Below are 26,706 nucleotides of genomic sequence, written 5' to 3'. Positions count from 1 at the left end.
CGGTTAATTGTTTATATTTTTTCATGAAAGACAAATTTAGGCTTTTGACCTTAAACACTTGGAGGAAAACTCCAAGTGTTTTTAATTTATCTGTTGCACTTATAACTTGAACTTACACTATTTTTAGCATCGATAAATCAATGAAAACCATTATGAAAAATAAGTATGTAGATTTTATTTCAGATGAACATTTTTTAGACTGCGTAGCAAATCTTCATAAGGCTTATCTAAAAGCCAAAAACAACATCACAAAAAAGAATTTTTATACGAATAAGGTGGACACCATCAAGCTAACTTTAGATGCAAAATTCAACGACATTGATGAAGAAAGTTTAATTCAATCAGAAATTTTACGCCAAATTGATAAATCTATAAACAATTCCATTGGCGCATTTCACGAACAAATTTTGGGAGGAATGGCAGGTTTTGAAGTTGGAAATCTGAGTGGATTTGATATTAAAGCTAAGGATGATACTTTGTTTGCTGACATTAAAAACAAACACAACACAATGAACAGCAGTTCTGCTGAGGCCCTTTTTCAAAAATTATCAAGATATGCTGACACTTACAAAAAATCAAAATGTTATTGGGTTCAAATTTTAGCAAAAGGTAGTTTTTGTGAACTTTGGAAAGGCGAAATTAACGGAAAGGAATATAGTCACAGCCGAGTTTACAAAATTTCAGGCGACCAATTTTATGCATTACTTTCTGGAAAAGATGATGCGCTTTTTCAGCTATATAAAAAACTCCCAGTTGCAGTAAAAGATTATCTCAATTCAGTTAAAAAAAGTGAATTTATAAAGGAAAATTCTGCAATTGATGAAATCAAAATTCAGACTGAAACTTCCAAGAGAACAATTTTAGATCAAATCACTTTTGAAAATTACAGTTACTATTTAGGCTTTGACAAATTATAATCTTTTAAAAAGAATGATTTTAATTTATTTTCAAGAAGCAATCTCTCGTTAAATAGATTTTTTGATTCTTCTATACAGAAATCGGATTTAATAATTACCGGATATAATTGACCTTTTCCTTTTTTAATAAAGTTTATGTTTGAATCCCAATCAAATCGAAAATCAGAATTCGAAAATTTTTTAGCAATATATTTGTTTAGTGTCGCTTGAATTCTTTTTAATTTACCAATTTCAATTACTCCTTCCATTTTTTATTTAGATTTTAATAAATTGTAGTAGCTATTTAAAAACTTAATAATTGAATAACCTACTTCTTTTCCTAGATTAACAGGAACGGCATTCCCAATTTGCTTATATTGTTGTGCAACAGAGCCTTCAAAATGCCAGTCATCTGGAAAAGTTTGAATTCTTGCGTATTCTCTAACTGTAAAAGGTCGCGTTTCTTCTGGATGACATCTTTCAGTTTGCTTTTGTGCTGGACTGCACGTTAATGTTAAACAAGGCTCGTCCCAACCTATTCGTCTTGCAATTCCCGTTTTTCCTCCACCAAGATGGAAGCTTCCGCCCATAAATTCTTTTTGAATTTCTAAAGGTAAATCGCGCCAATACCCTTTTTGGGGAACCAAATCCAGAACGTCAATTTTGCTTTTTGGATATTTTGAACCTTCGGATTTTGGCACATCACAATCAAATAAGTCGCCTTTTTTGAGTGCGTCTTTTAAATTGTAAATTTTCTTGTAAGGTTTTGGATATTCATATTTCAAATCGATGTCTTTTCTAATTCCAACCAAAATTAATCGCTCTCTTTTTTGTGGAACATTATAATTAATTGCTTTCAAAACTTGAACAGGAACGACATTATATCCAATTTCATCTAAAATAGAGATCATTCCTTCAAGCGTTTTACCGTTTTCATGACTTAATAAACCACGAACATTTTCACCGATACAAATAGGAGGATTTACTTCTTTTACAACTCTAGCAAACTCGTAAAACAAAGTTCCTCTAGCATCTGATAATCCCAGTTTTTTTCCAGCATAACTAAAAGCTTGACAAGGAAATCCACCCGTTACAATATCAACTTTGTTTTCATATTCAGAAAAATCAAATAATTTTATATCACCTTCCAAAACATTCCAATTGGGTCTGTTTTTTCTTAATGTGTTACAGGCCCATTTGTCAATCTCATTTAAAGCCACACATTTTAAACCGGCTTTTTCCATTCCAATAGCTAAACCGCCTGCTCCAGCAAAAAGTTCTAAAACTGTATATTCATTGTGAGGCTCGACATGATTTGAAATGGTTTCTTGAACATTGTCGTCAAAAAAATCTGCAAACAAATTATCTACATCAGATTTTCTATAAACTCTGTAATTACTAATTGGTTCTCGAACAGCAAGTAATTTTCCTTCATTATCCCAACGACGAAGTGTTTCTTTACTTTTGCCTAAATATTCAGAAGTTTGAGCAAGTGTCATATATTCATTCATAACCAAACTATTTAACCTTATACATTGGTTACAAAATTATATGAATTATTCTTATAATCAAAACTAATAAACAGCAATTTTTGAACAAATAAAACCGCAAGAAAATGAATTTTTGCGGTTTCAAGTTGAATTTGGGTACTCTATTTCTGTTCGACTACAATCGGTAAATTGTAGGCTGTTCGTACTGGCTCTCCATTTAAAATACCCGGCGACCATTTGGTTTTTAAACTTTTCAGTACTCGAATGGCTTCTTTGTCTAGGCCAAAACCGGGGTTTCTAGGGACTCGAATATCGGTCATACTGCCGTCTTTTTCAATAACAAAGGATACGTACACTTTTATAGTATTTGCAATTTCGGTGTCGGGAGTATTGAAGTTTTTTGCCACATAGCTATAAAATTTGTTTAGACCGCCTGGAAATTCCGGTTGTTTGTCTAAAACTGCGGTAATTACAGGGCCGGAATCCGTGCCGTTTGATGGATTAGCATTGTTGTTAACGTCGGTTCCATTTCCACCTAAAACGCCAGTGTTTTGTGTTCCAGTTAACGCACCATCAATTGGTTCCACATAGGTTTCTTGGGCTTGTTTGTTGGTTGCAATTTCAGTTTTTGCGTTGTGGGCTTCGGTAATGGTGGGATTCACTAAATTGGAGCGATCCACCTCTGGCTTGGGTAGGTCGTTTTTCTTTTGTGTTAAAGGCGCTGCGGTTTGCTGTTCTGGTTTTTTTTCGGGTGGAAAAACTACAGACGTCATTTCGATTGGTGTAACAAAGGGCAGTTCACAAACTATTTCGGAGGTTGGTGTTCCAAATTTTTGCATAAATACCGGAATTGAGACCAAAGAAATCAATAAAAGCATTCCGATTCCGAGTGCTTTAAGGGTGGTTTTTGGATTTTCTTGACGCAGTTGATACGCACCATATTCTTTGTTGCGGTTTTCAAAAACGAGATCAATCCAACGTTCGCTGTAAATACTTTGATTTGCCATAATGTAAAAAATTAGGGTTAAAGTAGATGTGTTTCATGACAAATGGATTGTTTAGAGTTTTAACGTTAATCTTGTCTGTTTTATTGTAAAAATTCTTAAAAAAAAATACAAATGCTGAAATAGCCGCGACAGGAGGGAGCGTCCTCCTGATTTTTCATCAGGAGATGCGGAAGGATGGCGGGAAAATGGATTAATTCTGGAACCAAACCACCCGCTCCAAATAATTTTTAACGTCGGTTTTTGATGATTTCTGCCAGTAATTTTTTGGCACGGAGTAATTTAATTTTGACATTACTCAAGGGTTCTTGAATTTTATCAGAAATTTCTTGATAACTCATTTCTTGAAAGTAACGGAGCTGTATTACTTCTTGATAAGGTGGTTTTAACTCTTTGATGAACCGCAGTAATTGCGACAAATTTTGTTCGGTAATTAATTCGTCTTCGGCCGATGGAGAGGAATCGGGTACATTGTATGCTTGGTAATCTTCCTCGTCGGTAATTTCAACCAAAAGTGAGGATTTTTTTTTGCGTAGTAAGTCGATGTGAACATTTTTTGCAATAGCAATTAGCCAAGTATTGAATTGAAATTCAGGATTATATGTATTGATTTTATCGAATGCTTTGGCAAAAGTTTCGATGCTGATGTCCTCGGCGTCGGTTTCATTTTCAGTACGTTTGAGCATGAAACCGTAAACCTCATTCCAATATTGGTCCAACAAGAAGGTAAAGGCAATTTGGTCGCCGTTTTTTGCTTGCTCTATTCTGGTTTTTATTTCCAACGTACGGGTTTCGAAAAAAGATTGGTTATGAAGATATTTAGTTGTGTGAAGATAAGGACAATTTCGAGAACGGGAAACCAAATCAGCACGTCTTTTTCATTTAATTTTGCAGCACCAAATCCCAGTGAAATCCAGGCTACTACATATCGAAAAGCTACTAAACTCGCTACCGCAATCCATTGAAATTGAAAACTTAGCAATACAATTGGAAGAAGTATACTGAGTATTTGCGTCAGAAAAAACAATCCCAACTGCATTTTATCGAATGGTTTGTAATAACTTGAGGTAGAAACGTGTCGTCTTTTTTGGGTGAACCAATCTGTAAAGGTCTTTTTGGGTTCAGAATATGTGAAGCTTTCGGGCGTGTAACAAACCGTAGTGTTTTTGCGATTTGCTGCTTGATTGATGAACAAATCATCGTCGCCAGAGCGGATTTTCATATGGTCGATAAAACCGTTTACATTAAAAAATTCTTCTTTTTTGTAGGCCATATTTCGGCCAATTCCCATATAAGGTTGTCCGATTCGGGCCCATGAAAAATATTGAACCGCTGTTAAAAGTGTTTCAAAACGGATGATTTTGTTGAGAAATGAATTGGGTATTTTTTCGTAAGCTCCGTAACCCAAAACGATGGTTTTTTGTAAGGTAAAATGCGAACTCATTTCCGCAATCCAATTGGTCGAAGTGGGGTAGCAGTCGGCGTCGGTAAAGAGTAAATATTCTTTTGTAGCAGCTTTAATTCCTAGAGTTAAGGCAAATTTTTTGTTGCCCCAAAAGGCTTCGTTATTGGCTACTTTAACGAGTCGCACATTGGAATATTCTTTTTCAAAAGCTTCGAAAATGTCTAAGGTCGCATCGCTGGAAGCATCGTCAATCAAGATGATTTCAAAATCAGGATAGTTTTGCTGTGCCAACAAGGGAACGTATTTCGTTACGTTTTCTGCTTCGTTTTTGGCACAAACAATAACCGAAATCGGAATTTTTTTAAGGTTGTTTTTCTTTGCCTTTACAAATGAAAATTTACCAAAAATCACGATGTAATACGCAAATTGAAGGGCAACAATGGCTACAAAAATCCAAAAAAGTACGGCAAGTATCATGTAGGTTTCGCTTGTTAAAATCGGGTGCAAAATTAGGTAAAAGTTTTAAGTAAATGAGTGGTTTGTGGAGACATTATTTTATTAATTTTTGATAAGCTATTGTTTGTAAATTGAAAATTAATTTTTAACTTCGAATTGTTATAAGAAATTATAATAAAGACGTGTGAATTTTTAAATTATATGCCAAATAGACGAATCGTTTGAAGATACAATTGATTTTATTCAGAGAAATGCGAAAATTAGCAATAATTAGATTTTTGGAACGCAAGGCGGATTAAATTTTAACATCTTAAACCCTAGACTGCCTACATTAAGTGAATTTATCACATTAAAGGTTTAAGATAACCAATAACAATATGAAAAAATATTTTTTAGTTTTCGTTTCGATTATTGCCTTGTTTTCCTCCTGCGATAATCAAGTATCTGGACAGGATAACAATAAAGTTACAAATGATGTAGATAGGCTTAGAGCAATCTATGATCCAATGGTGTATGGGACAGGACAATTTGCTAAAGGTGGACCTGCTTCAAATTTTGTATGGTCAACACAAAGCGATTATATTTCATCAAGTAATGGCTGTCATACTGTTCAAGTGAGAGTATATTTAACTTGGCAGGGGCAAACTTCTTTAGTTGCGTCTGATACTGTTATGATAGGGGAAAATTGTCCTAAAAGAAGATTAGGTGGAGAAAGTGATGGTTGTTCAGGCTTATTACCAGACGGTAATTTTGTAGAAAAAGACAATGCAGACGAAATATACTGCTTATATGAATTGCTTACAGTTAATAGCGACATATATGAAAGTTACAGATCAACTATCGAGAAACTTTAATTTTTAATTTACATTAAAAGACGGCTAGTGAATTCTTCATATGCCGTTTTTTTTATTTAGATTTTCGCTAAATCACATTCACTTCTGCTTCAATCCAAATTCCAAATTTTTCAAAAACCGTTTGTTGAATGTCTTTAGAAACGGTTAAAATTTCTTGACCAGTGGCGTTGCCGTAATTGACTAAAACGAGCGCTTGATTTTTATGAATTCCAGCATCGCCAAAGCGTTTTCCTTTAAAACCGGCTTGCTCAATGAGCCAACCTGCAGGAACTTTAACCTCAGTTTCTGAAACCTCGTAAAATTTCATCTCAGGAAATTTGGCGTGAATGGGTTCAAAATCGGATTTCAATACAATAGGATTTTTAAAAAAACTACCGCTATTGCCCAATTCTTTCGGATCGGGAAGTTTACTTCTTCGGATGGCAATTACGGCGTTACTTACGTCTTTTAAAGTGGGTTCAGAAATGTTTTGCTTTGCCAATTCTGTCAAAATATCACCGTAGGAGGTGTTTATGGCGTGATTTTTTTTCGTCAATTTAAAAATAACCGACGTAATAATGTATTGGTCTTTGGCTTCTTGCTTGAAAATGCTTTCGCGGTACCCAAAATTACAGTCGGAGTAGCTGAAAGTTCGCATTTTTTGTGTGGCAATTTCCATCGCTTCGCACGACTCAAAAGTGTCTTTGATTTCGGTTCCATAAGCGCCAATATTTTGAACGGGAGTGGTTCCCACATTTCCTGGTATGAGCGACATATTTTCCAACCCGCCAAAATCCTGATGAATAGTCCACAACACAAACTCGTGCCAGTTTTCACCGGCTTGACTTTCGACCCAAACGTGATTTTCATCTTCTTTGACGATTTTTTTTCCTTTTAAATCCACGTGAATTACCAATGCATTGATGTCTTGTGTCAATAACATATTACTCCCTCCGCCTAAAATAAACTTATTTTTAGTTGGATTTTCCTGTAAAATTTGACGCAATTCGTCCACTGAGTGAACGGCTACAAATGCAGCTGCTTTTGCTTCAATGCCAAACGTATTGTATTTTTTTAAAGAAAAATTTTCAAGAATATCCATAACAATTAAAGAGCTAATTTTGGCTCAAATTTAAAATAATAAAACTGCTTATAATCGAAAAGCCTAATTATTTTTTCTGCTCAAACTCGGTAATTAGTTCGTGGTACCGATTGGCAATAACTTTCATATTGATGCTGTAATTGGCTTTTTCTTCTACAAATTTTCGGTTTTGTATTACAGCTTTTGTTCTGTGATTCGGGTTGTCGAAAGCCCAAAGCACTTCTTTTGCCAAAAAATCGGCATCGTCCACAGGAATCAATTGTCCGTTTTTTCGGTGTTGGATCCAACTTTGATTTCCTTCAATATCGGTTACAATCGGATAACAACCACACGCCATTGCTTCAAATAGCGAAGCCGAAACGCCTTCAGTTGTGGGCATACTGATGTAAAAAGCGGATTTTTGTAAAATGGAAGGTAAGGCGGTATTATCAATTCTACCCAAGAACGTGACTTTATTGGAAATGTCTAAAGTCGAGGCTAAAGTTTCCAAACGGGATTTTTGAGTACCGTTGCCGACAATCAGTAACGAAAAGTCAATGTTTTTCTGTTTGATTTTGGCAAAAGCCTGTAAAATAACTTCGTGGCGGTATTCGGGTAAAAGCGATCGCGTTACAACAGCTGTGATTTTTTGATTATTTTGAGAAAGAGATTTAAACTGAAATTTCTCTAAGTCAATTCCTTTGGGTAAAACCAATACTTTTTTCATATCCACGTTGACGCGTTGCATGTGCGAAGCCATAATCGGACCCCAAGCGTGAATCAAGTCGGCGTGTTGAAACGCATAATTTTGTAGGAATTTTTTTAGCGGAAGCGAAATCGAATTTTCCGGCCACAAATCAGTTTTGCCTTGTTGGGCAATGGCAACGGGATGTATGTTCGAAATTGCGGCTAAAAAACCATAACTAGTCGTTCGTTCTGCGATAACCATATCGGGTTTTTCGCGTTTGATTAGTTTGCGAATTTTGAACAGTGCGGTGTAAAATTCGATAAATCTAAAAACACGTTGCATTTTAGTATTACTGGACGATTGCAGCTCCCAAGTGGTGATTTCAAAACCGCCAAACTCCTTTAGACCATTCATCCAAGTTAGGGCATCAGCACGATAGGTTTCGCCTAAAAAAAGGATTTTTCGCTTTTGCATGGTTTAGTTTTCCGTGTTCAAAGCGCGATTCAAGAAATCGTTCAAAGGTTTCAGAACAATCAATTTGGCTGCCGTTTTTTGAACAAAATCGGTATTTGTGGCTTCGTTGAAGTCAAATTTATCAGTAGCAGTAAAGCTTTTTAATTTTAAAAAATCAATTGCAGGGTGGTCTTTTTCATAGTTTTTTGGTGCATTTTTTAAAGCGTTATTTTGGTCCAAATTTTTAAAGATTTTTTGAAAAGATTTTTCGGCGACTATTTCTTCTAAATCTTCGTAGAAAAACGCAATCTCTTTCCGGATTTTTTTTAAATCCTCAGCCTCTGGAACATAACAACCTGCTGCAATAAAACTTTCGTTTTTGCCAATATGAATGTAGTAACCTGCTCGATTGGTACCTTTTACTCCTGTTGACATCCAAATGCCCAAATGATTTTTATACGGTGTTTTGTCTTTTGAAAATCGAATATCACGGTTGATTCGGAACATGCAATTTTTTACTTCTAAAATTTCTAACGATGGATCTAATGGTTTCATAGCCGACAGAAATTCAGCAACTAGATTTTGATAATCAGTCTTGAATTTTTCATACCTTTTTTTGTTGTCCAAAAACCATTCTCGGTTATTGTTTGCCGTCAAATCTTCGATAAATTGCAACGCTTCTTTTGTTAGCATCTTATAATTTTTTAGTCAATTCTTCTTCACTTATAAATCCTTCGTTTTTCCAAAGAAGTTTATTGTTTTCATAAAGTAATAAAGTGGGCAAACCGGAAATTTTCAATTCTTCCAATAAAGTTTTGTTTTTATCGGCATCGATTTTTATAATCGTTACTTTGTCGGCTAGTTCGGTTGACATTTTTGCTAAGTAAGGCGCCATTTTTTTGCATGGAGCACACCACTCAGCATAAAAATCAATCAATACTTTCTTGTCGGAAATCAATAATTTATTGTAATCGTTTAGAGTCATTCCAACGGTTTTTGTACTTGCTTTTGCCATTCCCGCTGCGTTCCATTTCATAATTCCACCATCCAATTCATACACGTTTTGATACCCCATTTCGGAAAGTTTAATAGATGCTTGACGGCTTCTTCCACCACTCAAACAATACACATACATCGGCTTTGTTTTGTCAAATTGCGCTACTTTTTGTTCAAAACCGGAACCGTTCCAATTGATATTTGTAGCACCGTCAATATGCTGCTCGTTAAATTCTTCAGGCGTTCGGACATCTAGAAGTTGGATGGCTTCACCGCTTTTGATTTTTTCGCTAAAAGCTTTGGCATCTAATTTTTCTGGTTTTCCCGCGGTTTGTCCATGACAGGAAAACAAACTGAAACTGAAAAGGGCAATTATAAATTTGAAATATCGCATAATTTTAAAATTTGAAGTAGTAAAAATAATGTTTTCTGTTTAGTTATAAGTTAAAAATTCGATAACTCTGTTGGGTCGATTTAATGATGTTTTCAGTACGTTCGGGGTGGGTGTCGGATATAAATAATTGTCCAAACTGCTCATTGTCAATCATTTTTATGATTTTTTCAACGCGACTTTCGTCTAACTTATCAAAAATATCGTCAAAAAGCAAAATGGGATTTTCGCCACTTTCTTTTTTTACAAATTCAAATTGGGCCAATTTCAATGCAATCAAAAATGATTTTTGTTGGCCTTGTGAACCGAACCTTTTTATGGGATATGCGTCAATTTCAAACAACAAGTCATCTTTGTGGACGCCAACACTGGTGTATTGCAATGCCCGGTCTTTACTAATATTGTCTTGTAAAAGTTGCAATAAATCGGATGTATGCAAACTACTCTCGTATACCAACCGCACTTGTTCTGCAGCACCTGTTATGGCTTGATGGTGTTTATTGAAAATCGGTAGGAACGCTTCGATAAACGATTTTCTTTTTTCAAAAATGATTTGTCCTAAATGATGCAGTTGTTCGTTATAAATACTTAACGTGTCGGATTCGAAAACATGATTTAAGGCAAAGTACTTCAGCAATGCATTTCGCTGGCTGATGATTTTTTGGTACTGAATTAATTGTTGCAAATAGGCAGCATCAAGTTGGGAAATGACAGAGTCAATAAATTTGCGGCGGGTTTCGCTGCCTTCGATAATCAAATCTTGGTCGGCTGGCGAAATAATTACAAGTGGTATAAATCCAATGTGGTCTGAAAATTTTTCATACACTTTTCCGTTGCGTTTCAAAATTTTTTTTTGTCCTTTTTTGAGGCTACATACTATTTGTTCGGTTCGATCTTGTTTGGAAAATTCGGCATCGACGACAAAAAATTCCTCTCCGTGTCGGATATTTTGTACAGCAAGCGGATTAAAATAACTTTTTCCATAGGCAATATGGTAAATGGCGTCGAGTACATTGGTTTTTCCAATCCCATTTTTACCTACAAAACAGTTGATTTTTGCGTCAAAATCGAAATCAATTTCCGAAAAATTCTTATAATTAAAGAGCGATAATTTTTTTAGATGCATTGTGAAAAGCCAGCTTTTTTGGAAGAAATTTGGCGTAAAGTAACAAAAAAACACTGGTATTTTTTACCTGCTTCGAAAATATTAAAAAATATCAATGCAAACTCCTTTCAAATATCAATAAAAATTTTATTTTTGCACCTCACTAAATTAAAGATGAATGGCAACGTATAATAAAAGAGGATACAAAGCTCCTAAACCAAAGGACGATAAAATTGACAATGAATTTATTGACGATGTACCGGTAGATACAACAGACAGTACAACTGCTGAAGTATTCAACACTTTGGATGAGTCGGCTTCCCGTGCTGAAGATTTTGTTGCTAAAAATCAAAAAATAATTTTGGGTATTGTAGGCGTTTTGGCTTTTGCAGCAATTTCTTACATGCTTTATGCAAAATTTGTAGTAGAACCAAATGAGATTGATGCAACCAAAGAAATGTATGTCGCACAAAAGAATTTTGAAGCAGCAACTAACGCTCCAGAAGCAGATTCTTTATACAATTTGGCGTTAAACGGTGCCGAAGGTAAATTGGGTTTTGTGAAAATTGCTGAAGATTTTTCGGGTACTGATGCTGGAAATTTGGCAAACTTATATGCGGGATTGGCATACTTGAATACTGGTAAATATGATCAAGCAATTTCTTATTTAGAGAAATTTAGCTCTGATGAAGTAATGTTTAAAGCTATGGCTCTTGGAGGTATTGGGGATGCTTATTCTCAAAAGAACCAAATGAAAGAAGCGTTGGATTTTTACCAAAAAGCACTTGCAGTTGATGCCAACAACTTTAATACTCCACGTTTTACGCTTAAAGCTGGTAAAACAGCGTTAGCATTAGGAAATAAAGAAGAAGCATTAAAGCATTTTACTGCAATAAAAGAAAAATATGAATCTTCGGTTGAAGGTCAAGGCATTGACGCTTTGATTGGATTAGCACAATAATTTTTTTTTAAATTTCAGATTTTCTAAGTACTTTTAGACTGAAATTTAAAACGATTAAAATGGCTACAGCTAATAAAGATTTATCAAATTACGACAAGAATAAAATCCCAAGCGCGAAAGATTTTCGGTTTGGGATTCTTGTTTCTGAGTGGAACCACCACATTACCGAAGGACTTTTTTCGGGTGCCATAACTGCGCTTTTAGATTGTGGTGCTTTGCAAGAAAAAATCATCCGCTGGAATGTTCCCGGCAGTTTTGAATTGGTGTACGGGGCAAAAAAAATGATTGAAACACAAAAACCCGATGTGGTTATTGTAATTGGAAGCGTAATTAAAGGCGAAACGCAACATTTTGATTTTGTTTGTGAAGGCGTTACGCAGGGAATTAAGGATTTAAATGTACTTTCAGATGTTCCTGTGATTTTTTGTGTGCTGACCGATAATAACGAACAACAATCCATTGACAGAAGTGGTGGCATTCACGGAAATAAAGGAACCGAAGCAGCTATTGCAGCTATAAAAATGGCTTTTTTACGTTATCAATCCAGCTTTAGTTATCAATTTCACAATAGTAAAATGATTGAAGAGCATCAGTTTTTATTGGAAGAAAGTGTCAAGGAAATCGAGAAATTATAAATGTTTTTTTTATTTGAATAACCTAAGCCTGTAACTGCATTGTTGCAGGTTTTTTTAATTTATTTATGATTTCAGAAAGTGAACAAACCGATATAAAATCGTTAAATTTGTAGCGCTTTGCGCAAAAATTCTAACCCAAAGATTCCTTATTTATGTCCAGTGTTATCCAATTACTTCCCGATCACGTTGCTAACCAGATTGCCGCTGGAGAAGTGGTACAAAGGCCGGCTTCAGTGGTAAAAGAATTGTTGGAAAACGCCGTCGATGCAAAGGCTACCGACATTAAGCTAATCATCAAAGATGCCGGAAAATCGCTGGTGCAAGTCATTGATAACGGCGTTGGAATGAGCGTTACCGATGCACGATTGTGTTTCGAGCGGCATGCAACTTCCAAGATTCGTCAGGCGGAAGATTTATTTTCATTGCATACCAAAGGTTTTCGAGGTGAAGCTTTGGCATCCATAGCTGCAATTGCCCACGTGGAAATGAAAACCAAGCAGAACCAAGAAGAATTGGGGCATCACATTATTATTGAAGGCAGCAAACTCATTTCGCAAGAACTTTCGGTATTGCCAAAAGGAACTTCATTTGCCATCAAAAATTTATTTTTTAATATTCCCGCTCGTCGTAATTTTTTAAAATCCGATATCGTCGAACACCGCCATATCGTCGATGAGTTTCAACGCGTGGCATTGGCACACCCCAATATTTATTTTACTTTTTACCACAACGGGAGCGAGTTGTTTAATTTGCCACCAAGTAATAGTAGGCAAAGAATCGTCAATATTTTTTCGGGTAAAACCAATGAGAAGTTGGTTCCTGTGCAAGAAAGCACCGAAATTGTGTCGATTCAGGGTTTTGTAAGCAAACCTGAATTTGCCAAGAAAAGTCGTGGCGAACAGTTTTTCTTTGTCAATAACCGCTACATTAAAAGTGGTTATTTGCATCACGCTTTAATCGCCGCTTACGATGGATTGCTCAAAGACGGCAGCCAGCCGAGTTATTTTTTGTACCTCGACGTGCCACCACATTCCATCGATATCAATATTCATCCGACAAAAACGGAAATTAAATTTGACGACGAGCACGCTTTGTATGCCATTTTGCGATCGGCAATCAAACACAGTTTAGGACAATTTAATGTGGCTCCAGTTTTGGATTTTGACAGGGATTCCAATTTGGACACGCCTTACGAATATAAGGACAAGGAAAGTTCTTTTCCTACCATTCAAGTAGATGGAAATTACAATCCCTTTTCGAATCCACCGAAAGAGACTACCACTTTTTCAAATTATAGAACGCCAACCAAATCGGTTGCAAGTTGGGAAAGTTTGTACGTTGGTTTGGAAACTGCCGTGGATGATTTTGGCGAAAGCCCAGAAATGGAAATGGAAAGTGAAACGGTTAGCTCGTCATTATTCGAAGACATGGACGTCCAAAAAGTGGTGAATAAAACCTACCAAATTCATAAAAAATACATTGTCAATCCCATTAAATCTGGAATGGTAATTGTCGATCAACAACGGGCACATCAACGGGTTTTGTATGAACAATTTTTGAGAAACATGACCATTCATCAAGCGTCGAGTCAGCAGTTGCTTTTTCCGTTACGTTTGTTTTTTTCGTCTAGCGAAATGCATTTGATAGATGAACTCAAGGAAGCTTTGGTTAATACTGGTTTTGTATTTGAAGAAGCCAACGATTCGTTTTTACAAATATCAGGGATTCCTGTAAATGTATCCGAAAGTGAAGTTTCAATTTTGTTAGAGCAGTTGTTGAGTGATTTACAAGATGGTATTTCCGAAAATAGTTTCAGCCAAAACGACCGCATTGCCAAATCAATGGCCAAAAGTTTAGCCGTGAAAACCGGCAGTTATTTAACCGAAAAAGAACAAGAAAATTTGGTCAACGGGCTTTTTGCCTGTAAAGATCCGAATGTTTCTCCATTTCAAAAACCAACTTTTATAACGATTAAAGTAGAAGATTTGGACAAAAAATTTGCCTTATGATGAACATCACTCCAATGGTCAAGCAATTGCTGATCATCAATGTTATATTTTATATTGGTTCCCAAGTTTTGGGCGATCAAGTGTACGATTTATTTTCACTTTATTTTTTCGAAAACAATAAATTTCAGATTTGGCAACCGTTGACCCATATGTTTATGCATGCTCAAATGCCCAATCTCACCCATCTTTTGTTCAATATGTTTGCGTTGTATTCTTTCGGAAGCGCGTTGGAAACGTTTTGGGGACCCAATAAATTTTTGTTTTTTTATATTTCATGTGGGTTAGGTGCGGCTTTGTTGCATTTAGGTGTGAATTATTATGAGTTTCATTCAGGTCTGGACATTTTGTTGCAAGCTGGATTTGAAAAAGCAGATATTTTAGCTACTTTGAACGAAGGAAAAATCAATTCAGGATGGCAAGAAGTTCTAGGAAATTCGAAAGCAATTAAAACGGCAACTGCATATATCATTCCCGCCGTTGGAGCTTCTGGAGCCATTTACGGATTGTTAGTGGCTTTTGCCTATATGTTTCCCAATGCACAATTGGGTTTGATGTTTATACCCATTCCCATTAAAGCCAAGTATTTTGTTCCTGGAATTTTGTTGATCGATTTGGTTTTAGGATTCAAAGGAGATGCGATTTTTAGCGGAGGATCGGGAATTGCCCATTTTGCCCATTTAGGTGGTGCATTAACGGGATTTCTGATGATGTATTATTGGAAAAAAACGCAGTTTAACAAAAACCGTTGGAATTAAATAATACCACGTTATGAGTATAATTGACGATTTAAAATTACAATACCGCACCGGAGGAATTGCCCAACAACTTATTTTTTGGAATGTCGGGCTTTTTGTCGTACCCGAAGTAGTTTTTGCTATATTGGGTTTGTTTATCGAAGGCATAAATTATCTACCTTATGTAAGCTTGGATTCGATGCCGACTGCGTTGGCTTGGAAACCTTGGTCTATTGTTACGTATGCGGTTTTTCATTCGGGTATTTTTCATTTGTTGTTTAACATGGTTGTTTTGCATTTTTCTACGCGGTTATTTACGACCTATTTTAATCAAAAACAATTGTTAGGGCTTTACATCTTGGGAGGTATTTTCGCGGGAATCATTTATATTGTAAGCTATTTGGTTTTTCCTGCTTTAGAAAATTCGAGTGCGACTTTGGTGGGTGCTTCAGGTTCAATTATGGCTATTTTATTTGCAACGGTTGCTTACAATCCGTATATGGAAATTAGATTAATGTTTTTAGGAATAATAAAGTTGTGGCACATTGCCGCTGTTTTTATTGTGTTGGATTTAATTCAATTGCCAACATCCAATACAGGAGGACATTTAGCACATTTAGGTGGGGCATTATTTGGCTATCTTTTCATAGTTTTACTGAAAAAAGGGACGGATTTGACGGATGGAGTTTCAAAAATAATTGGTTTTTTTGTAAACAAATCGCGTTCAAAACAAAACAAAACTCCATTTAAAAAAGTGTATCGTAATTATAATCCTGCATCTCCTTCCTCGTCATCAAGTAGGATTGTAAAAAAGGACAAAACGCAACAGCAAATAGATGAAATCTTAGATAAAATAGGAGTTTCTGGTTACGACAGTTTGAGTAAGGAAGAGAAAGATTTTTTGCTTCGCGCGGGAAAATAATATACAAAGTAAGATGATGCGAAATCTTTCGTGGTTTAATAAGTTGATGTTTTTCTTCAATATAGTACTTACCGTATTGACGATTATGGGCTACGCTTTGCCTTTTTTGGCACCAAAAACATTTCCTTTACTTTCCGTACTGACGCTTTTTTTACCTATGATGCTCATCATCAACATGCTTTATTTTATTTTTTGGGGCATACAGTTCAAACGTCATATTCTACTTTCTGGAATTGTACTTTTACTCGGGATTCCCTTTATCAATAAGTTTTATAAATTTTCCAGTCCGCAATATAAAGAGGCGGTGGACGACATCAAGGTGATGAGTTACAATGTACGGTTGTTCAATAAATTTGAATGGTCGGAAAAAAAAACGGTGCCGATTGAAATATCGGATTTTGTAAAACTCAAGCAACCCGACATACTTTGTATTCAAGAATTTTCCAATGCAGCCGAATTTGATTATTCGCATTTTAAACATCAATTTGTATTATTTAAGGGAAATAAAATCAAAACAGGTCAAGCTATTTTCTCGAATTTCAAAATCATCAATTCAGGAGAAATTGTGTTTCCGAACTCGAATAACAATGTTATTTTTGCCGATTTAAAGCGAGAAAAAGATACGGTAAGAGTCTATAATATGCATTTACAATCCATAAGTATTACTCCGGAAGTGAATAAACTGAACGACAACATTGAAGGAATTGACAAAAAAAGATCTGAACGTATGTTTAAAAGATTGAGTACAGCGTTTAAACTACAGCAGCAACAAGCTGAAATTTTAATGAAACACCGCAACAAATGCAACTATCCTATTATCATTTGTGGAGATATGAACAACAGTGCTTTTTCATATGTGTACCGCATTATTCGAGGTAATTTGCAAGACAGTTTTGAGGAAGCGGGACGTGGATTTGGAAAAAGTTACGACTTTAAGTATTATCCTGCCCGAATTGACTATATATTTGTAGACAAAAAGTTTAAAGTGGAGCATTTCAATAACTTTCCTGAAATTGTAGATTCCGATCACTTTCCGATACTTACCGTTTTGAGTCCAGCAGGAAAGGAGTAATTACAACTGCTGTTGCTTTAAATAAGACAAAGCATGTCGGCCTTCGTTGAATAATAGATCTAAAATACTCAAGTTGTTCAGGTAGCCAAATTTTTCTTCAAAAACTTGTGGATAAGATTCAAACTCATACGAATCTTTTTTGCCATCTACCAAAGTTCGAAAATCAGTCAGAACGGGGTTTCGAAAATATTCGGTAGAAAAGGTCGGTTCCAATTTCAACCTCAAACATTTGGATACAATTTCGATGGTTTGCAAATTCAAATCCATTAAAAAAGTATGTTTTTTTTCGAAAACAGGCATAATGTCGTCTTCAAAAAACTCGAAGAAAGGCGAATTTCGATAGGCGGCTTCTAATGATTTAAAATGCTGTTTTTGCCAATCAAAAGCTGTTTCCAACCGAATGTCTTTAGTCATTTGGCGGTTTTCTTTGGAGTGTTTAATGGGTATATTGAGCAGTTGGATGCCATTGGGACTGTAAATATACATCCGATTTCGATTGGTTTGTTTTTGGAAATTATCTTCCATTTCAAAAACAATTTTATCCGACTGAGCCATCACTACAAAATGACTAATCGAAGGAAAATAGGAGGGATGTAAAATTGCTTCCATAAGGCTAGAAAAGAAAACACAAAACAAATGTATATTTGTTTTGTGTTGGTCATTTATTTTAAAAAGTTATGCCGTTTTTTGTTTCTTTTTCTTCATATAAAACGAAATTCCGAAATAAGCTGCCAAGGCTATCAAGAAAAATTTAAAGTACGAATACGGTTGTCCATCACCACCAACGGTTGTAAACAAGCGTTCCCAACGTATTTTATCAATAGCTTTACTCCAAGGCACACTTTGATCCAAACTCATCCAAATAAGTACGGGTTTACCTACGATGTGATCGGCAGGCACAAAACCCCAATAACGGGAATCTTCAGATCGATGACGGTTGTCTCCCATCATCCAGTAATAGTTTTGTTTGAACGTATACGAAGTTGTAGGTGTTCCGTTAATTAGAATTTGATTTCCGTTGATTTTCAATTCGTTGTTTTCGTATTCTTCAATAACTCTTTTATACAAAGGTAGGTTTTCAGCAGTTAAAGATACCGATTTGCCTTGTTCAGGAATGGTAATAGGGCCAAAATTATCAATAGACCAAGCACTGTTTTGTGGAAACACACTTTTGTCTTTCGGGTGAACAACTTTCGTAACTGATAAAACTCTTGGATCAGCTGCAATTTTGTTTTTGACTTTTTCTGTCATATTGATTTCACCTGCTGTTTGCGAATAATTCATCCCCAGCTTGGTGTAATCGTCTTGATTAATAATTCCTTGAACAACCACCATCGTGCTGTCGCGGGTTACTTCTGATAATTGTGCGGTATTTTTTCCATTTGTCAAATAAGCGCGTACTTCTGGTTTGTCCCAAATAGAAGCGGAAATAGTGTAATAAGGCAAATATTCATTAAATTTGTTTTCTTCTAAAATAGCTCCATAAGCGGGCTCTTTCAAAACAACGGTATAATGAAATTGTGTTTTTGCTCGTTCTGGCAAAATTAATAATTCGTTGTTAATGTAGATGGCTCCGTCTTTGATGGACAAATTATCACCAGGTATACCAACACATCTTTTAACATAATTTGATTTTTTGTCTATGGGTTTGTCAACGGCTTTTCGGCCGGAACGGTCAAAAAATTTGTAAACTGTATCTACAGGCCAGTTGAACACTACAATGTCGTTTCTTTCAATCGACTGCAATCCTGGAATTCTAAAATAAGGGAGTTGAGGCCATTTGCTATACGATTTTACATTTACAAGCGGTAAAGTATCGTGTACCATAGGAGCGGCAACAGTTGTCATGGGTGTTCGGGCTCCGTAGTGAAATTTACTCACAAACAAAAAATCGCCAACTAATAATGATTTTTCTAAAGAAGAAGTGGGTATTGTAAACGGTTGCATTACATAAGTATGTACGATTGTAGCAACTACAATTGCAAAAAGCAATGAACTCACCGTATCGCCTGCTTGAGTTGTAGAATGCAGACTTCGGTTGGGAATATAGGCTACGTCTTGGGTATAATTGATGTAAAAGATATAAAAACCCAAAGTAACCAAAACCAAAATGGTATCGGTAGTCGTGTTTTTTCCAAAACTGCGAATGGTTTCTACCCAAACAACGGGAATCATAATTAAATTAATGACTGGAACAAATAATAAAATAGTCCACCAAGTTGGTCGATTGATTATTTTCATCAGAATAATCGCATTATAAACAGGAACTGCAGCTTCCCAAGATTTTCGTCCTGCTTTTTGATATAATTTCCAAGTTGCCAAATAGTGAATTACTTGTACAGCTAAGAAAAAGATGAACCATTGAATGAGTGTCATAATAGTTGTTTTTGAATCAATAGGTAGGTTATTGTTGCTTTTTGTTACAAACCTTCCGTTGATTGGGTTGCTAAATTATTTGAAATTCAAAACGTCTTTCATACTAAAGATTCCTTTTTTGCCGATAATCCATTCGGCAGCTACAACAGCTCCCAAGGCAAAACCTTCACGGTTGTGGGCTTCGTGCTTAATTTCGATAGTGTCAATATCTGATTTATAGGCAACTGTATGCGTTCCGGGAACGTCCGGAATTCGTTTGGCAGTAATTATTAATTCATCCAAAGCCTGAGTTTTATCCAAAGCCCAACTGGAATACTCAGAATTATGAATTATAGCATCAGCCAGTGTAATTGCTGTGCCACTTGGAGCATCTAACTTTTGTGTGTGGTGAATTTCTTCAATCGTAATTGAATATTGGGTAAACTGCGACATGATTTTAGCCAAATAAGCATTTATTTCGAAAAAAATATTTACACCCAAACTAAAATTGGAGCTGTATATAAAAGCACCGTTTTTTTGTTCGCAAAGTTGTGTCATGCTCGAATAATGCTCTAACCAACCCGTTGTTCCAGAAATTACAGGAATTCCTTGTTCAATACAAGCAGAGATGTTGCCAACAGCAGCTTCTGGAATGCTAAAATCAATGGCTACATCTGCGTTTTCGAGGCCTTCGAAAGAGTTGTTTCTTGATTTTTTTAAAACAATTTGATGTCCGCGTTCCCTTGCAATACGTTCGATCACTTGTCCCATTCTTCCGTAACCCAAAAGTGCTATTTTCATTGTAAAATTTTAAAAACGATAAGTCATGGTCAAACCTACATTTTGTTGTTGATTGATGGAATTCGGAATAATTTCAGGGCGAAACGTCAAATCATCGCTTACATTAAATTGTTTGAGATGTGCATCAACATTAGCGTCAACGATATTCAATACGTACAATCCCACCGTAACAATCAGCGATAAGTCTCGGTTTCGTTGAAACGTTCGTTGTGCTGTAATCAAAGTGGCATCGTTATATTGTCCTTTAAATTCATCGTCCAAACCTTTCAAACGCTGTTTATAAGCATTCCGAAAACGATGGTATTCTTGGTTATTATTTGTATAAAAGTAAACTCCCGTTCCTATTGCGCCATAAACAATGGGAATTTTCCAGTATCTTTTATTGTAAGCTTGACCCAATCCCGGTACGATGGCAGAATAAAAAGCCGCTCGGGCGGGTGCCAATGGATTAATTGGTTTTTTTATAATGGTATCTGCTGCAAGTTGCAAGTCATTCGTTTGAGTCTGCGAATAAACCACCGAAAATTCAGCAGAGAGAAAAGAGAGAAATATAAATAGTAACGCTTTCACTAATTTTGAATTAATTTAAGAATGCGTTTAAAATCTTCTTCGGAATGAAACGGTATGGTGATTTTTCCTTTTCCGTTGCCTGCGACTTTTACATCAACTTTAGCTCCGAAATAAGTGGTAATCGCTTTTTTCTCCGTATCGTCAATTTCGAAACTTGTCGTTTTGGCTTTGGAAACGGGTTTTGGCTTTAAACTTTCTTGGTGATTTTTAACCAATGTTTCAGTTTCACGAACAGATAAATTATCGCTTAGAATTTTCTGATAAATATCGGTTTGAACATCTAAATCTTCAATGCTGATAATCGCCCGACCGTGTCCCATAGAAATAAAACCGTCGCGAATGCCCGTTTGAATAATAGGATCTAGTTTTAGCAATCGAAGATAATTGGTTATGGTAGAACGTTTTTTACCCACACGATCACTCATTTGCTCTTGCGTCAGTTGGATTTCGTCAATCAATCTTTGGTAGGAAAGGGCAATTTCTATCGGATCTAAATCGTGGCGTTGGATATTTTCAACCAATGCCATAACCAATGATTCGTTGTCGTTTGCTATACGAATATAAGCAGGAATAACTTGTAAACCTGCTAGTTTTGAAGCTCTTAAACGGCGTTCTCCCGAGATCAACTGGAATTTGTTGAACTCCATTTTTCGAACGGTAATTGGTTGAATAACACCTAGTTCTTTGATAGAAGTGGCTAATTCTCTAAGTGACTCTTCATTGAAATTGCTTCTCGGCTGAAAAGGATTGATTTCTATAGCATCAAGCTCGAGTTCAATAATATTTCCAACTACCTTATCGGCATTTTTATCTTCGACAGATTTGATATCGTTTTCAGGATCTTTCAATAACGCAGACAATCCTCGTCCTAATGCTTGTTTTTTTATCGCTTTTGTCATAAAATGAACTAAGAGTTTTTCTTGATAATTTCGTTTGCCAAACTCAAGTAGTTGGCTGCACCTTTGCTTGTGGCATCAAAGTTTATAATGCTTTCGCCAAAACTTGGTGCTTCACTCAGTTTTACATTTCGCTGGATTATAGTATCAAAAACCATATCGTTAAAGTGTTTTTGAACTTCTTCTACGACTTGGTTTGAAAGTCGTAAACGCGAGTCAAACATTGTTAATAGTAATCCTTCGATGTCTAAATCAGGATTATGAATTTTCTGTACGCTTTTGATTGTATTCAATAATTTTCCTAAACCTTCCAATGCAAAATACTCGCATTGGATCGGAATTACTACTGAATCTGCGGCGGTTAACGCATTCAGAGTCAATAACCCCAACGAAGGAGCACAGTCGATAATGATGAAGTCGTATTCGTCTTTGATGGACGCCAATGCTTCTTTAAGCATGTATTCCCTGTTTTCTTTGTCTACCAATTCGATTTCGATGGCAACTAGGTCAATATGGGCAGGAATGATGTCTACATTAGGTGCCGAACATTTAATTACAGCTTCATTTGGTGTATGACTGTGTTCGATAATTTGATACGTTCCAATAGCAATGGTTTCTATATCGATTCCCAATCCGGAACTCGCATTTGCTTGAGGATCAGCATCAATTAGTAGTACCTTTTTTTCTAAAACACCCAAAGACGCTGCTAAATTGACTGATGTTGTTGTTTTTCCAACACCGCCTTTTTGATTGGCAATCGCTATTATTTTACCCATTTATTCTATAGAATTTTGAAGCGTAAAAATACAATTATTTATGGGTTTTGAAAATCTATTTATCAACAAAAATCCGATAACATTGGCGTATCTTTAGCGAAAGTTTTGATTTCAATTGTATAAAATGTAAACCATCAAACACTTATTTGTTTGTTATGGTTTTAAGCATCGCTTTCAGTCGTCAATTTAATACTAAGGTAAAATTGGGAAAAATTTTACCGAAATTCTTGTTTTTAAGTGAATTATAACAAGTTTAATCTCTATGATTGATACATTAAAAAATAGGTATGGTTTAAGTATTTATAAAATAATTGAATACTTTTGAAAGAAAAACAAAAATGTTAATTACTTAAATTATTGTTTTATTTTTATAAACTAACCTACAGTTTTTTCAAGCCCCATATTATGCACAATTTTCCTTCACTTTTTTTAAAAATGGTACTTTTTTTTGCACTACTTTTTGGTGTAAAATCTCCTTTGCTGGCGCAAAATAATAATATTGACAGTTTGACTGTCGCCCTACAAAAGGAGAAAATTGAAAAGAAGAAGATTCCTATTTTACGCCAACTTTCTAAAGCATACACCTCGGTCGATCCGGACAGGAAATATTTTTATGCCAATCAAATGCGGCAAATTGCCGAGAAACACCACATCGATTCGATTATTCCTATTGCCTATATGGACATGGCGATGACCCATGGAATTAAAACCCAGTACGACAGTTCGATGTATTATTTTACCAAAGGATTGGTACTGGCTAAAAAATACAAAACTCCTAAGCAAGAAGCCCGGGCTTATGTGGGTATTGGATACACTTTTGACCGACTGGACAATCCCAAGGCAGCTATTGAAAATTATGAACGGGCGTTGAAAATTTTTCAAAGGGTAAAGTCTCAAGACGGACTTAACCAAACCAATATCAACCTTGGCTCTCTGTATTTTGACATGGATGAATTTAAAATAGCCGAATTTTATTTTCGCCAAGTACTGGAAAGTTTTCAAAAAATGAACGATCAGTCGGGTATTGCCTACGGATATTTCATAATGGGAAATGCATCGAGGGCTTTAAATAAAGACACGGAAGCCTACGATTATTATAGGAAAAGTTTGGAAATTCGTGAAAGAGCCGGTGATCTCAATGGCATTGCGCTTGCAAATTACGGTTTGGGTCAATTGTATTTGAAACAAAAAAAATACAATGAAGCCGAAAAAGCGCTCCATATTGCCATTGAAAAAAACCGATTTTTAAATAATAAATACCAAGAATTGGCAGCTCTTATTACTCTATCTAAAGTATTTGTGGCATTGAAACAGTATAATAAAGCCGAAGATACTGCAAAATTGGCATATCAAATGGGTAAACAAATTAAATCAAAAGGTTTGGCATTGAATGCGTTAGATATTTTGGTTGCTATTCAAGAAGAAACGGCCGATTTTAAGCAAGCATTTGAATACCAGTCGCAAGCCATTATTTTGAACGATAGTCTGGATCTTCAAAAGATTAAAAACGAATTTATTTTTGCTGACTTCAATAGAATTCAAAAAGAAAATTCAGTATTAGAAAAAAGTAACGAGATCATTGCGATGCGAAACTTAACCTACAAAAGAGCATTGTACATCATTTCGTCGTTATTTGTTATGGTCTTGTTACTACTGATTTTATATTTGATGAAAATCAGACAAAAGAATAAAATAAATGCAATGTTGGAATTGCAATCGGAGGAAATTAGTACCATCAACAAAACCTTAGAAAATGTCAACGAAGAGTTACGGGTACAAAATAACCTAACAATTCGACAGAATGCAGAATTGGAGCGTATTAATTCAGTAAAAAATAAGTTTTTTTCCATCGTGTCACACGATTTGCGGAGTCCGATTGCTACTTTAAAAATGCTGTTCAGTACCTATTTTGATGGGCATTTGACCCGTGAGGAAATGAATGTGTTGTTAAAAAAATTGGAAGAAAACATATTTAACACTGCGGATTTATTAGACAATTTACTCGAATGGTCTAAAAGTCAGTTGGAAGGGATGATTGTAAAACCCGAAATAGTTCAGTTGGATCGAATTGTATCTCGTAATTTAAAAATTTTAAACGCCCAAATTCTTGAGAAAAAGCTTCAAATTGAAAATAATATAAGTGAAAAAGATACCGCTTTTGCCGATAGAAATATGATTAATGTTGTAATACGCAACATCATTTCCAACAGCATCAAGTTTTGTAATGAAGGTGATGCGATTAAAATAGGTAGCGAAATCGAAGGCTATTCGATTTTAATTTCGGTACAAGATAAAGGAATTGGCATTGAAGAAGAAGATCACGAAAAGATTTTTCAACTGGAACACAGTATTACAAAAGGAACTTCTGGTGAAAAAGGCCACCACATTGGTCTGGTTTTGTGCAAAGATATGGTTGAACAAAACAAAGGCAGAATTTGGTTTGAAAGTAGAGTAGGAGTGGGAACGACTTTTTTTATTGAGCTTCCGTTTCATCTAAGTAAATAGAAGGATTTGAAAATGCTATTTGTAAATAATGTTGGTATTCTTGTATCTTTGTTGATTAACTAAAAAATTGAAAAAAAATGAAAAAAATTTTATTTGCTCTTTGTTCGGTATTATCGATGCACATCGCAATTGCTCAAGAAACACCCGTAGATACTGTAGCAGTTGTAACCAAGAATGCTGAAATGATTCAGAAAGCAGAAAATAAGGCAATTAAAGAAAGAGAAAAAGAGCAAAAAGCCCAAGAAAAGTCAATTAAAAATGCTGAAAAAGCCCAAAAAAAGGCAGAAAAAGCTCAAAAAAAGGCTGAAAAAGAATTAAAAAAGTCTCAAAGAGCAATTGAAAAGCGAAATAATGCACAGGATGATATTGCTAAAGTAAAAAGAAAAATTGAAAAGCAAGACAAGGATTTGAAACGCGACCAAGAAAAATATGAAAAAAGAAAACAGAGAGGATCACTTACCGAAAAAGAAGAGTTGAAATGGAGTGAAAAAATGCTGAAGCACCAAAAAAAGTCGCTTAAGCTTAGTAATGATCTTGAAAAAGCAGAGAAAAAATTAAGAAAATTGGATTAGTGCTATGATGTAATAATTAATCTTGTACTGCGGTTATGATTAGTAATTATTAAAAGAACAGAGTACAAAAGTTACCTGAGAATTGAACCAAAAATGATTTATAGTATATGAAAAAATTGTTATTCACGCTTGTATTAATTACAGTTGTTCAGACGTCTAATGCACAAGCATACCAAGGCAAAGGTGACACGAAGTTTCAAGTGGGTATGAACTTACAAGATGGCGGAACGGGAATTACCTCTACAGTTGATTTTGGAATAGGAGAGAATATGTCCTTCGGATTTCTAGCCACTTACTTGCTTGAAGCAAAAGATATTAGCCGAATTAGTGCCCGTTTTGAGGACAGAGCGGACGTGAAAGTTCGATTTAATGCCAACATAGGGGATGTAATAGGATTGAGTCCAAAAATGGATGTTTACCCAGGATTGCATTTAGGAACGCGAAATTTTGGAGGTCATTTAGGAGTTCGGTATTTTTTTACTAATGGATTCGGTGTGTACACGGAAGCTTCAGCACCTTTGGCGCGATACGATTCGGATGTGAACGGTTTTGAGCATTACAACAACCAATTTACAATACATTTTGGAGCTTCTTTTAATCTGTAAATTAATGACACATTCTAAAAATGCAAAAACCACCGATTGGTGGTTTTTTTATGCTTTGTCGGGATGACTGGATTCGAACCAGCGACCCCTAACACCCCATGCTAGTACGCTACCTGGCTGCGCTACATCCCGAAAATTTCGATGCAAATATAAGTTAAAATTTTAAATTCCAAATTCTAATTTGTAAATCTCAGTTCCGAAATTTCAAAGCTTAATTCCAATCCCGAAAATTCCGGACAAAATTCGAAACAGCAGTTAAGAGTATTTACACTCTCCTCCTTTGGAGGTCTCGAAACTTCGGGAGGGCGAGGCGCTACTCCTTAAACCCATCAATCAACACATCTAATATTTGAATCGCCGCTTCGCTGATTTTGGTTCCAGGTCCAAAAACGGCAACCGCACCTGCATCAAACAAAAACTGGTAATCTTGTGCAGGAATCACACCACCCACAATAACCATAATATCTTCACGGCCATAATTTTTAAGTTCTTCAA

28 protein-coding genes and 1 tRNA gene are annotated in these 26,706 nt (G+C 35.6%); 11 read left to right on the top strand and 18 right to left on the bottom strand.

All coding sequences use genetic code 11. The features are described from left to right. Window positions 1–152: 152 nt before the first annotated feature. Window positions 153–917, top strand: a complete 765-nt coding sequence (locus ACIQ2X_RS02370; protein ID WP_396177274.1) for an Eco47II family restriction endonuclease — start codon at window positions 153–155, stop codon at window positions 915–917. Here the strand turns inward: ACIQ2X_RS02370 and ACIQ2X_RS02365 are convergent. From ACIQ2X_RS02365 to ACIQ2X_RS02345, 5 genes are all read right to left on the bottom strand, one after another. After that, entirely contained in the window at window positions 893–1,165 is a 273-nt protein-coding gene (locus ACIQ2X_RS02365; RefSeq protein WP_396177273.1) for a hypothetical protein, read from the bottom strand. The genes ACIQ2X_RS02370 and ACIQ2X_RS02365 overlap by 25 nt on opposite strands. Window positions 1,166–1,168: 3 nt before the next feature. Continuing rightward, window positions 1,169–2,407 carry a DNA (cytosine-5-)-methyltransferase gene (gene dcm / locus ACIQ2X_RS02360; RefSeq protein WP_396177272.1) on the bottom strand — a complete coding sequence of 413 codons (1,239 nt, stop codon included), beginning with the start codon at window positions 2,405–2,407 and terminating at the stop codon, window positions 1,169–1,171. A gap of 140 nt (window positions 2,408–2,547) precedes the next feature. Beyond that, the gene (locus ACIQ2X_RS02355; RefSeq protein ID WP_396177271.1) at window positions 2,548–3,393 is read right to left on the bottom strand and encodes an energy transducer TonB; all 846 of its coding nucleotides are present in this window, start codon (window positions 3,391–3,393) and stop codon (window positions 2,548–2,550) included. Window positions 3,394–3,620: 227 nt separating this feature from the next. Next, on the bottom strand, window positions 3,621–4,172 hold the full coding sequence (locus ACIQ2X_RS02350; protein ID WP_396177270.1) for an RNA polymerase sigma factor: 552 nt from the start codon (window positions 4,170–4,172) through the stop codon (window positions 3,621–3,623). Continuing rightward, the gene (locus tag ACIQ2X_RS02345; RefSeq protein ID WP_396177269.1) at window positions 4,163–5,272 is read right to left on the bottom strand and encodes a glycosyltransferase; all 1,110 of its coding nucleotides are present in this window, start codon (window positions 5,270–5,272) and stop codon (window positions 4,163–4,165) included. Before ACIQ2X_RS02345 ends, ACIQ2X_RS02350 begins: the two co-directional genes overlap by 10 nt. A gap of 356 nt (window positions 5,273–5,628) precedes the next feature. Between ACIQ2X_RS02345 and ACIQ2X_RS02340 the strand changes: the two genes are divergently transcribed. Further along, window positions 5,629–6,105, top strand: a complete 477-nt coding sequence (locus tag ACIQ2X_RS02340) for a hypothetical protein (protein WP_396177268.1) — start codon at window positions 5,629–5,631, stop codon at window positions 6,103–6,105. A 67-nt stretch (window positions 6,106–6,172) separates the two neighbouring features. Here the strand turns inward: ACIQ2X_RS02340 and murB are convergent, their stop codons facing one another. The 5 genes from murB to recF all read right to left on the bottom strand — a co-directional run bounded on the left by murB (window position 6,173) and on the right by recF (window position 10,819). Continuing rightward, on the bottom strand, window positions 6,173–7,186 hold the full coding sequence (gene murB, locus ACIQ2X_RS02335) for a UDP-N-acetylmuramate dehydrogenase (RefSeq protein ID WP_396177267.1): 1,014 nt from the start codon (window positions 7,184–7,186) through the stop codon (window positions 6,173–6,175). A gap of 67 nt (window positions 7,187–7,253) precedes the next feature. Continuing rightward, on the bottom strand, window positions 7,254–8,327 hold the full coding sequence (locus ACIQ2X_RS02330; RefSeq protein WP_396177266.1) for a glycosyltransferase: 1,074 nt from the start codon (window positions 8,325–8,327) through the stop codon (window positions 7,254–7,256). A gap of 3 nt (window positions 8,328–8,330) precedes the next feature. Then, entirely contained in the window at window positions 8,331–8,999 is a 669-nt protein-coding gene (locus ACIQ2X_RS02325; protein WP_396177265.1) for a DUF2461 domain-containing protein, read from the bottom strand. A 1-nt stretch (window position 9,000) separates the two neighbouring features. Continuing rightward, window positions 9,001–9,696, bottom strand: coding sequence for a thioredoxin domain-containing protein (locus tag ACIQ2X_RS02320; protein ID WP_396177264.1), 696 nt, complete (start codon window positions 9,694–9,696; stop codon window positions 9,001–9,003). Between the two features lie 43 nt (window positions 9,697–9,739). Then, complete coding sequence (recF, locus tag ACIQ2X_RS02315) at window positions 9,740–10,819, bottom strand: DNA replication/repair protein RecF (RefSeq protein ID WP_396177263.1); 1,080 nt, start codon at window positions 10,817–10,819, stop codon at window positions 9,740–9,742. A gap of 157 nt (window positions 10,820–10,976) precedes the next feature. On the opposite strand from recF, the gene ACIQ2X_RS02310 reads away from it, so the two are divergent. The 6 genes from ACIQ2X_RS02310 (at window position 10,977) to ACIQ2X_RS02285 (ending at window position 17,131) form a co-directional block, all read left to right on the top strand. After that, complete coding sequence (locus tag ACIQ2X_RS02310; protein WP_396177262.1) at window positions 10,977–11,759, top strand: tol-pal system YbgF family protein; 783 nt, start codon at window positions 10,977–10,979, stop codon at window positions 11,757–11,759. Window positions 11,760–11,818: 59 nt separating this feature from the next. Continuing rightward, entirely contained in the window at window positions 11,819–12,394 is a 576-nt protein-coding gene (ribH, locus tag ACIQ2X_RS02305; RefSeq protein WP_396177261.1) for a 6,7-dimethyl-8-ribityllumazine synthase, read from the top strand. Between the two features lie 152 nt (window positions 12,395–12,546). Then, the gene (gene mutL, locus ACIQ2X_RS02300; RefSeq protein WP_396177260.1) at window positions 12,547–14,403 is read left to right on the top strand and encodes a DNA mismatch repair endonuclease MutL; all 1,857 of its coding nucleotides are present in this window, start codon (window positions 12,547–12,549) and stop codon (window positions 14,401–14,403) included. After that, entirely contained in the window at window positions 14,400–15,158 is a 759-nt protein-coding gene (locus ACIQ2X_RS02295) for a rhomboid family intramembrane serine protease (protein ID WP_396177259.1), read from the top strand. The genes mutL and ACIQ2X_RS02295 overlap by 4 nt, the downstream gene beginning before the upstream one ends. Window positions 15,159–15,171: 13 nt before the next feature. Next, a complete protein-coding gene (locus ACIQ2X_RS02290) occupies window positions 15,172–16,059 on the top strand; it encodes a rhomboid family intramembrane serine protease (RefSeq protein ID WP_396177258.1) in 888 nt (295 codons plus the stop codon). A gap of 16 nt (window positions 16,060–16,075) precedes the next feature. Then, on the top strand, window positions 16,076–17,131 hold the full coding sequence (locus ACIQ2X_RS02285) for an endonuclease/exonuclease/phosphatase family protein (RefSeq protein WP_396177275.1): 1,056 nt from the start codon (window positions 16,076–16,078) through the stop codon (window positions 17,129–17,131). Here the strand turns inward: ACIQ2X_RS02285 and ACIQ2X_RS02280 are convergent, their stop codons facing one another. The 6 genes from ACIQ2X_RS02280 to ACIQ2X_RS02255 form a co-directional block, all read right to left on the bottom strand. Continuing rightward, on the bottom strand, window positions 17,132–17,740 hold the full coding sequence (locus tag ACIQ2X_RS02280; protein ID WP_396177257.1) for a WbqC family protein: 609 nt from the start codon (window positions 17,738–17,740) through the stop codon (window positions 17,132–17,134). A 66-nt stretch (window positions 17,741–17,806) separates the two neighbouring features. Beyond that, the gene (lepB, locus tag ACIQ2X_RS02275) at window positions 17,807–19,507 is read right to left on the bottom strand and encodes a signal peptidase I (protein ID WP_396177256.1); all 1,701 of its coding nucleotides are present in this window, start codon (window positions 19,505–19,507) and stop codon (window positions 17,807–17,809) included. Window positions 19,508–19,582: 75 nt separating this feature from the next. Then, window positions 19,583–20,287, bottom strand: coding sequence for a 4-hydroxy-tetrahydrodipicolinate reductase (gene dapB / locus ACIQ2X_RS02270; protein ID WP_396177255.1), 705 nt, complete (start codon window positions 20,285–20,287; stop codon window positions 19,583–19,585). Between the two features lie 9 nt (window positions 20,288–20,296). Then, the gene (locus ACIQ2X_RS02265; RefSeq protein WP_396177254.1) at window positions 20,297–20,857 is read right to left on the bottom strand and encodes a DUF5683 domain-containing protein; all 561 of its coding nucleotides are present in this window, start codon (window positions 20,855–20,857) and stop codon (window positions 20,297–20,299) included. Next, complete coding sequence (locus ACIQ2X_RS02260) at window positions 20,857–21,756, bottom strand: ParB/RepB/Spo0J family partition protein (protein WP_396177253.1); 900 nt, start codon at window positions 21,754–21,756, stop codon at window positions 20,857–20,859. The genes ACIQ2X_RS02265 and ACIQ2X_RS02260 overlap by 1 nt, the downstream gene beginning before the upstream one ends. An 8-nt stretch (window positions 21,757–21,764) precedes the next feature. After that, entirely contained in the window at window positions 21,765–22,529 is a 765-nt protein-coding gene (locus ACIQ2X_RS02255) for a ParA family protein (protein ID WP_396177252.1), read from the bottom strand. A 435-nt stretch (window positions 22,530–22,964) separates the two neighbouring features. Here ACIQ2X_RS02255 and ACIQ2X_RS02250 point away from each other — a divergent pair, with 435 nt between their 5' ends. From ACIQ2X_RS02250 to ACIQ2X_RS02240, 3 genes are all read left to right on the top strand, one after another. Then, window positions 22,965–25,034 (top strand): tetratricopeptide repeat protein, encoded by a 2,070-nt coding sequence (locus tag ACIQ2X_RS02250; RefSeq protein ID WP_396177251.1) that lies wholly within the window; start codon window positions 22,965–22,967, stop codon window positions 25,032–25,034. A gap of 77 nt (window positions 25,035–25,111) precedes the next feature. Next, the gene (locus ACIQ2X_RS02245; RefSeq protein ID WP_396177250.1) at window positions 25,112–25,606 is read left to right on the top strand and encodes a hypothetical protein; all 495 of its coding nucleotides are present in this window, start codon (window positions 25,112–25,114) and stop codon (window positions 25,604–25,606) included. Window positions 25,607–25,713: 107 nt separating this feature from the next. Next, complete coding sequence (locus ACIQ2X_RS02240; RefSeq protein ID WP_396177249.1) at window positions 25,714–26,211, top strand: DUF6646 family protein; 498 nt, start codon at window positions 25,714–25,716, stop codon at window positions 26,209–26,211. A 58-nt stretch (window positions 26,212–26,269) separates the two neighbouring features. Here ACIQ2X_RS02240 and ACIQ2X_RS02235 read toward each other — a convergent pair. Beyond that, window positions 26,270–26,343, bottom strand: a tRNA-Pro gene (locus ACIQ2X_RS02235). A 181-nt stretch (window positions 26,344–26,524) separates the two neighbouring features. Next, window positions 26,525–26,706: hypothetical protein (locus ACIQ2X_RS02230; protein ID WP_396177248.1), on the bottom strand; the 182-nt coding region annotated here is incomplete at its 5' end.

The organism is Flavobacterium sp., assembly GCF_044368625.1.
In the GTDB taxonomy this organism is placed as follows: domain Bacteria; phylum Bacteroidota; class Bacteroidia; order Flavobacteriales; family Flavobacteriaceae; genus Flavobacterium.
The sequence above is the reverse complement of the archived record's forward strand: the minus strand, read 5'-3'. Positions and strand labels throughout refer to the sequence as shown.

Coding starts and splice junctions, on each gene's coding strand:
- dcm (WP_396177272.1), bottom strand. CDS start 2,407: ATGAATGAATATATGACACTTGCTCAAACTTCTGAATATTTAGGCAAA.
- murB (WP_396177267.1), bottom strand. CDS start 7,186: ATGGATATTCTTGAAAATTTTTCTTTAAAAAAATACAATACGTTTGGC.
- mutL (WP_396177260.1), top strand. CDS start 12,547: ATGTCCAGTGTTATCCAATTACTTCCCGATCACGTTGCTAACCAGATT.
- ACIQ2X_RS02320 (WP_396177264.1), bottom strand. CDS start 9,696: ATGCGATATTTCAAATTTATAATTGCCCTTTTCAGTTTCAGTTTGTTT.
- ribH (WP_396177261.1), top strand. CDS start 11,819: ATGGCTACAGCTAATAAAGATTTATCAAATTACGACAAGAATAAAATC.
- ACIQ2X_RS02325 (WP_396177265.1), bottom strand. CDS start 8,999: ATGCTAACAAAAGAAGCGTTGCAATTTATCGAAGATTTGACGGCAAAC.
- ACIQ2X_RS02295 (WP_396177259.1), top strand. CDS start 14,400: ATGATGAACATCACTCCAATGGTCAAGCAATTGCTGATCATCAATGTT.
- ACIQ2X_RS02255 (WP_396177252.1), bottom strand. CDS start 22,529: ATGGGTAAAATAATAGCGATTGCCAATCAAAAAGGCGGTGTTGGAAAA.
- ACIQ2X_RS02250 (WP_396177251.1), top strand. CDS start 22,965: ATGGTACTTTTTTTTGCACTACTTTTTGGTGTAAAATCTCCTTTGCTG.
- ACIQ2X_RS02285 (WP_396177275.1), top strand. CDS start 16,076: ATGCGAAATCTTTCGTGGTTTAATAAGTTGATGTTTTTCTTCAATATA.
- ACIQ2X_RS02330 (WP_396177266.1), bottom strand. CDS start 8,327: ATGCAAAAGCGAAAAATCCTTTTTTTAGGCGAAACCTATCGTGCTGAT.
- ACIQ2X_RS02370 (WP_396177274.1), top strand. CDS start 153: ATGAAAAATAAGTATGTAGATTTTATTTCAGATGAACATTTTTTAGAC.
- ACIQ2X_RS02355 (WP_396177271.1), bottom strand. CDS start 3,393: ATGGCAAATCAAAGTATTTACAGCGAACGTTGGATTGATCTCGTTTTT.
- ACIQ2X_RS02290 (WP_396177258.1), top strand. CDS start 15,172: ATGAGTATAATTGACGATTTAAAATTACAATACCGCACCGGAGGAATT.
- ACIQ2X_RS02345 (WP_396177269.1), bottom strand. CDS start 5,272: ATGATACTTGCCGTACTTTTTTGGATTTTTGTAGCCATTGTTGCCCTT.
- dapB (WP_396177255.1), bottom strand. CDS start 20,287: ATGAAAATAGCACTTTTGGGTTACGGAAGAATGGGACAAGTGATCGAA.
- ACIQ2X_RS02240 (WP_396177249.1), top strand. CDS start 25,714: ATGAAAAAATTGTTATTCACGCTTGTATTAATTACAGTTGTTCAGACG.
- ACIQ2X_RS02310 (WP_396177262.1), top strand. CDS start 10,977: ATGGCAACGTATAATAAAAGAGGATACAAAGCTCCTAAACCAAAGGAC.
- recF (WP_396177263.1), bottom strand. CDS start 10,819: ATGCATCTAAAAAAATTATCGCTCTTTAATTATAAGAATTTTTCGGAA.
- ACIQ2X_RS02365 (WP_396177273.1), bottom strand. CDS start 1,165: ATGGAAGGAGTAATTGAAATTGGTAAATTAAAAAGAATTCAAGCGACA.
- ACIQ2X_RS02260 (WP_396177253.1), bottom strand. CDS start 21,756: ATGACAAAAGCGATAAAAAAACAAGCATTAGGACGAGGATTGTCTGCG.
- ACIQ2X_RS02245 (WP_396177250.1), top strand. CDS start 25,112: ATGAAAAAAATTTTATTTGCTCTTTGTTCGGTATTATCGATGCACATC.
- ACIQ2X_RS02340 (WP_396177268.1), top strand. CDS start 5,629: ATGAAAAAATATTTTTTAGTTTTCGTTTCGATTATTGCCTTGTTTTCC.
- ACIQ2X_RS02280 (WP_396177257.1), bottom strand. CDS start 17,740: ATGGAAGCAATTTTACATCCCTCCTATTTTCCTTCGATTAGTCATTTT.
- lepB (WP_396177256.1), bottom strand. CDS start 19,507: ATGACACTCATTCAATGGTTCATCTTTTTCTTAGCTGTACAAGTAATT.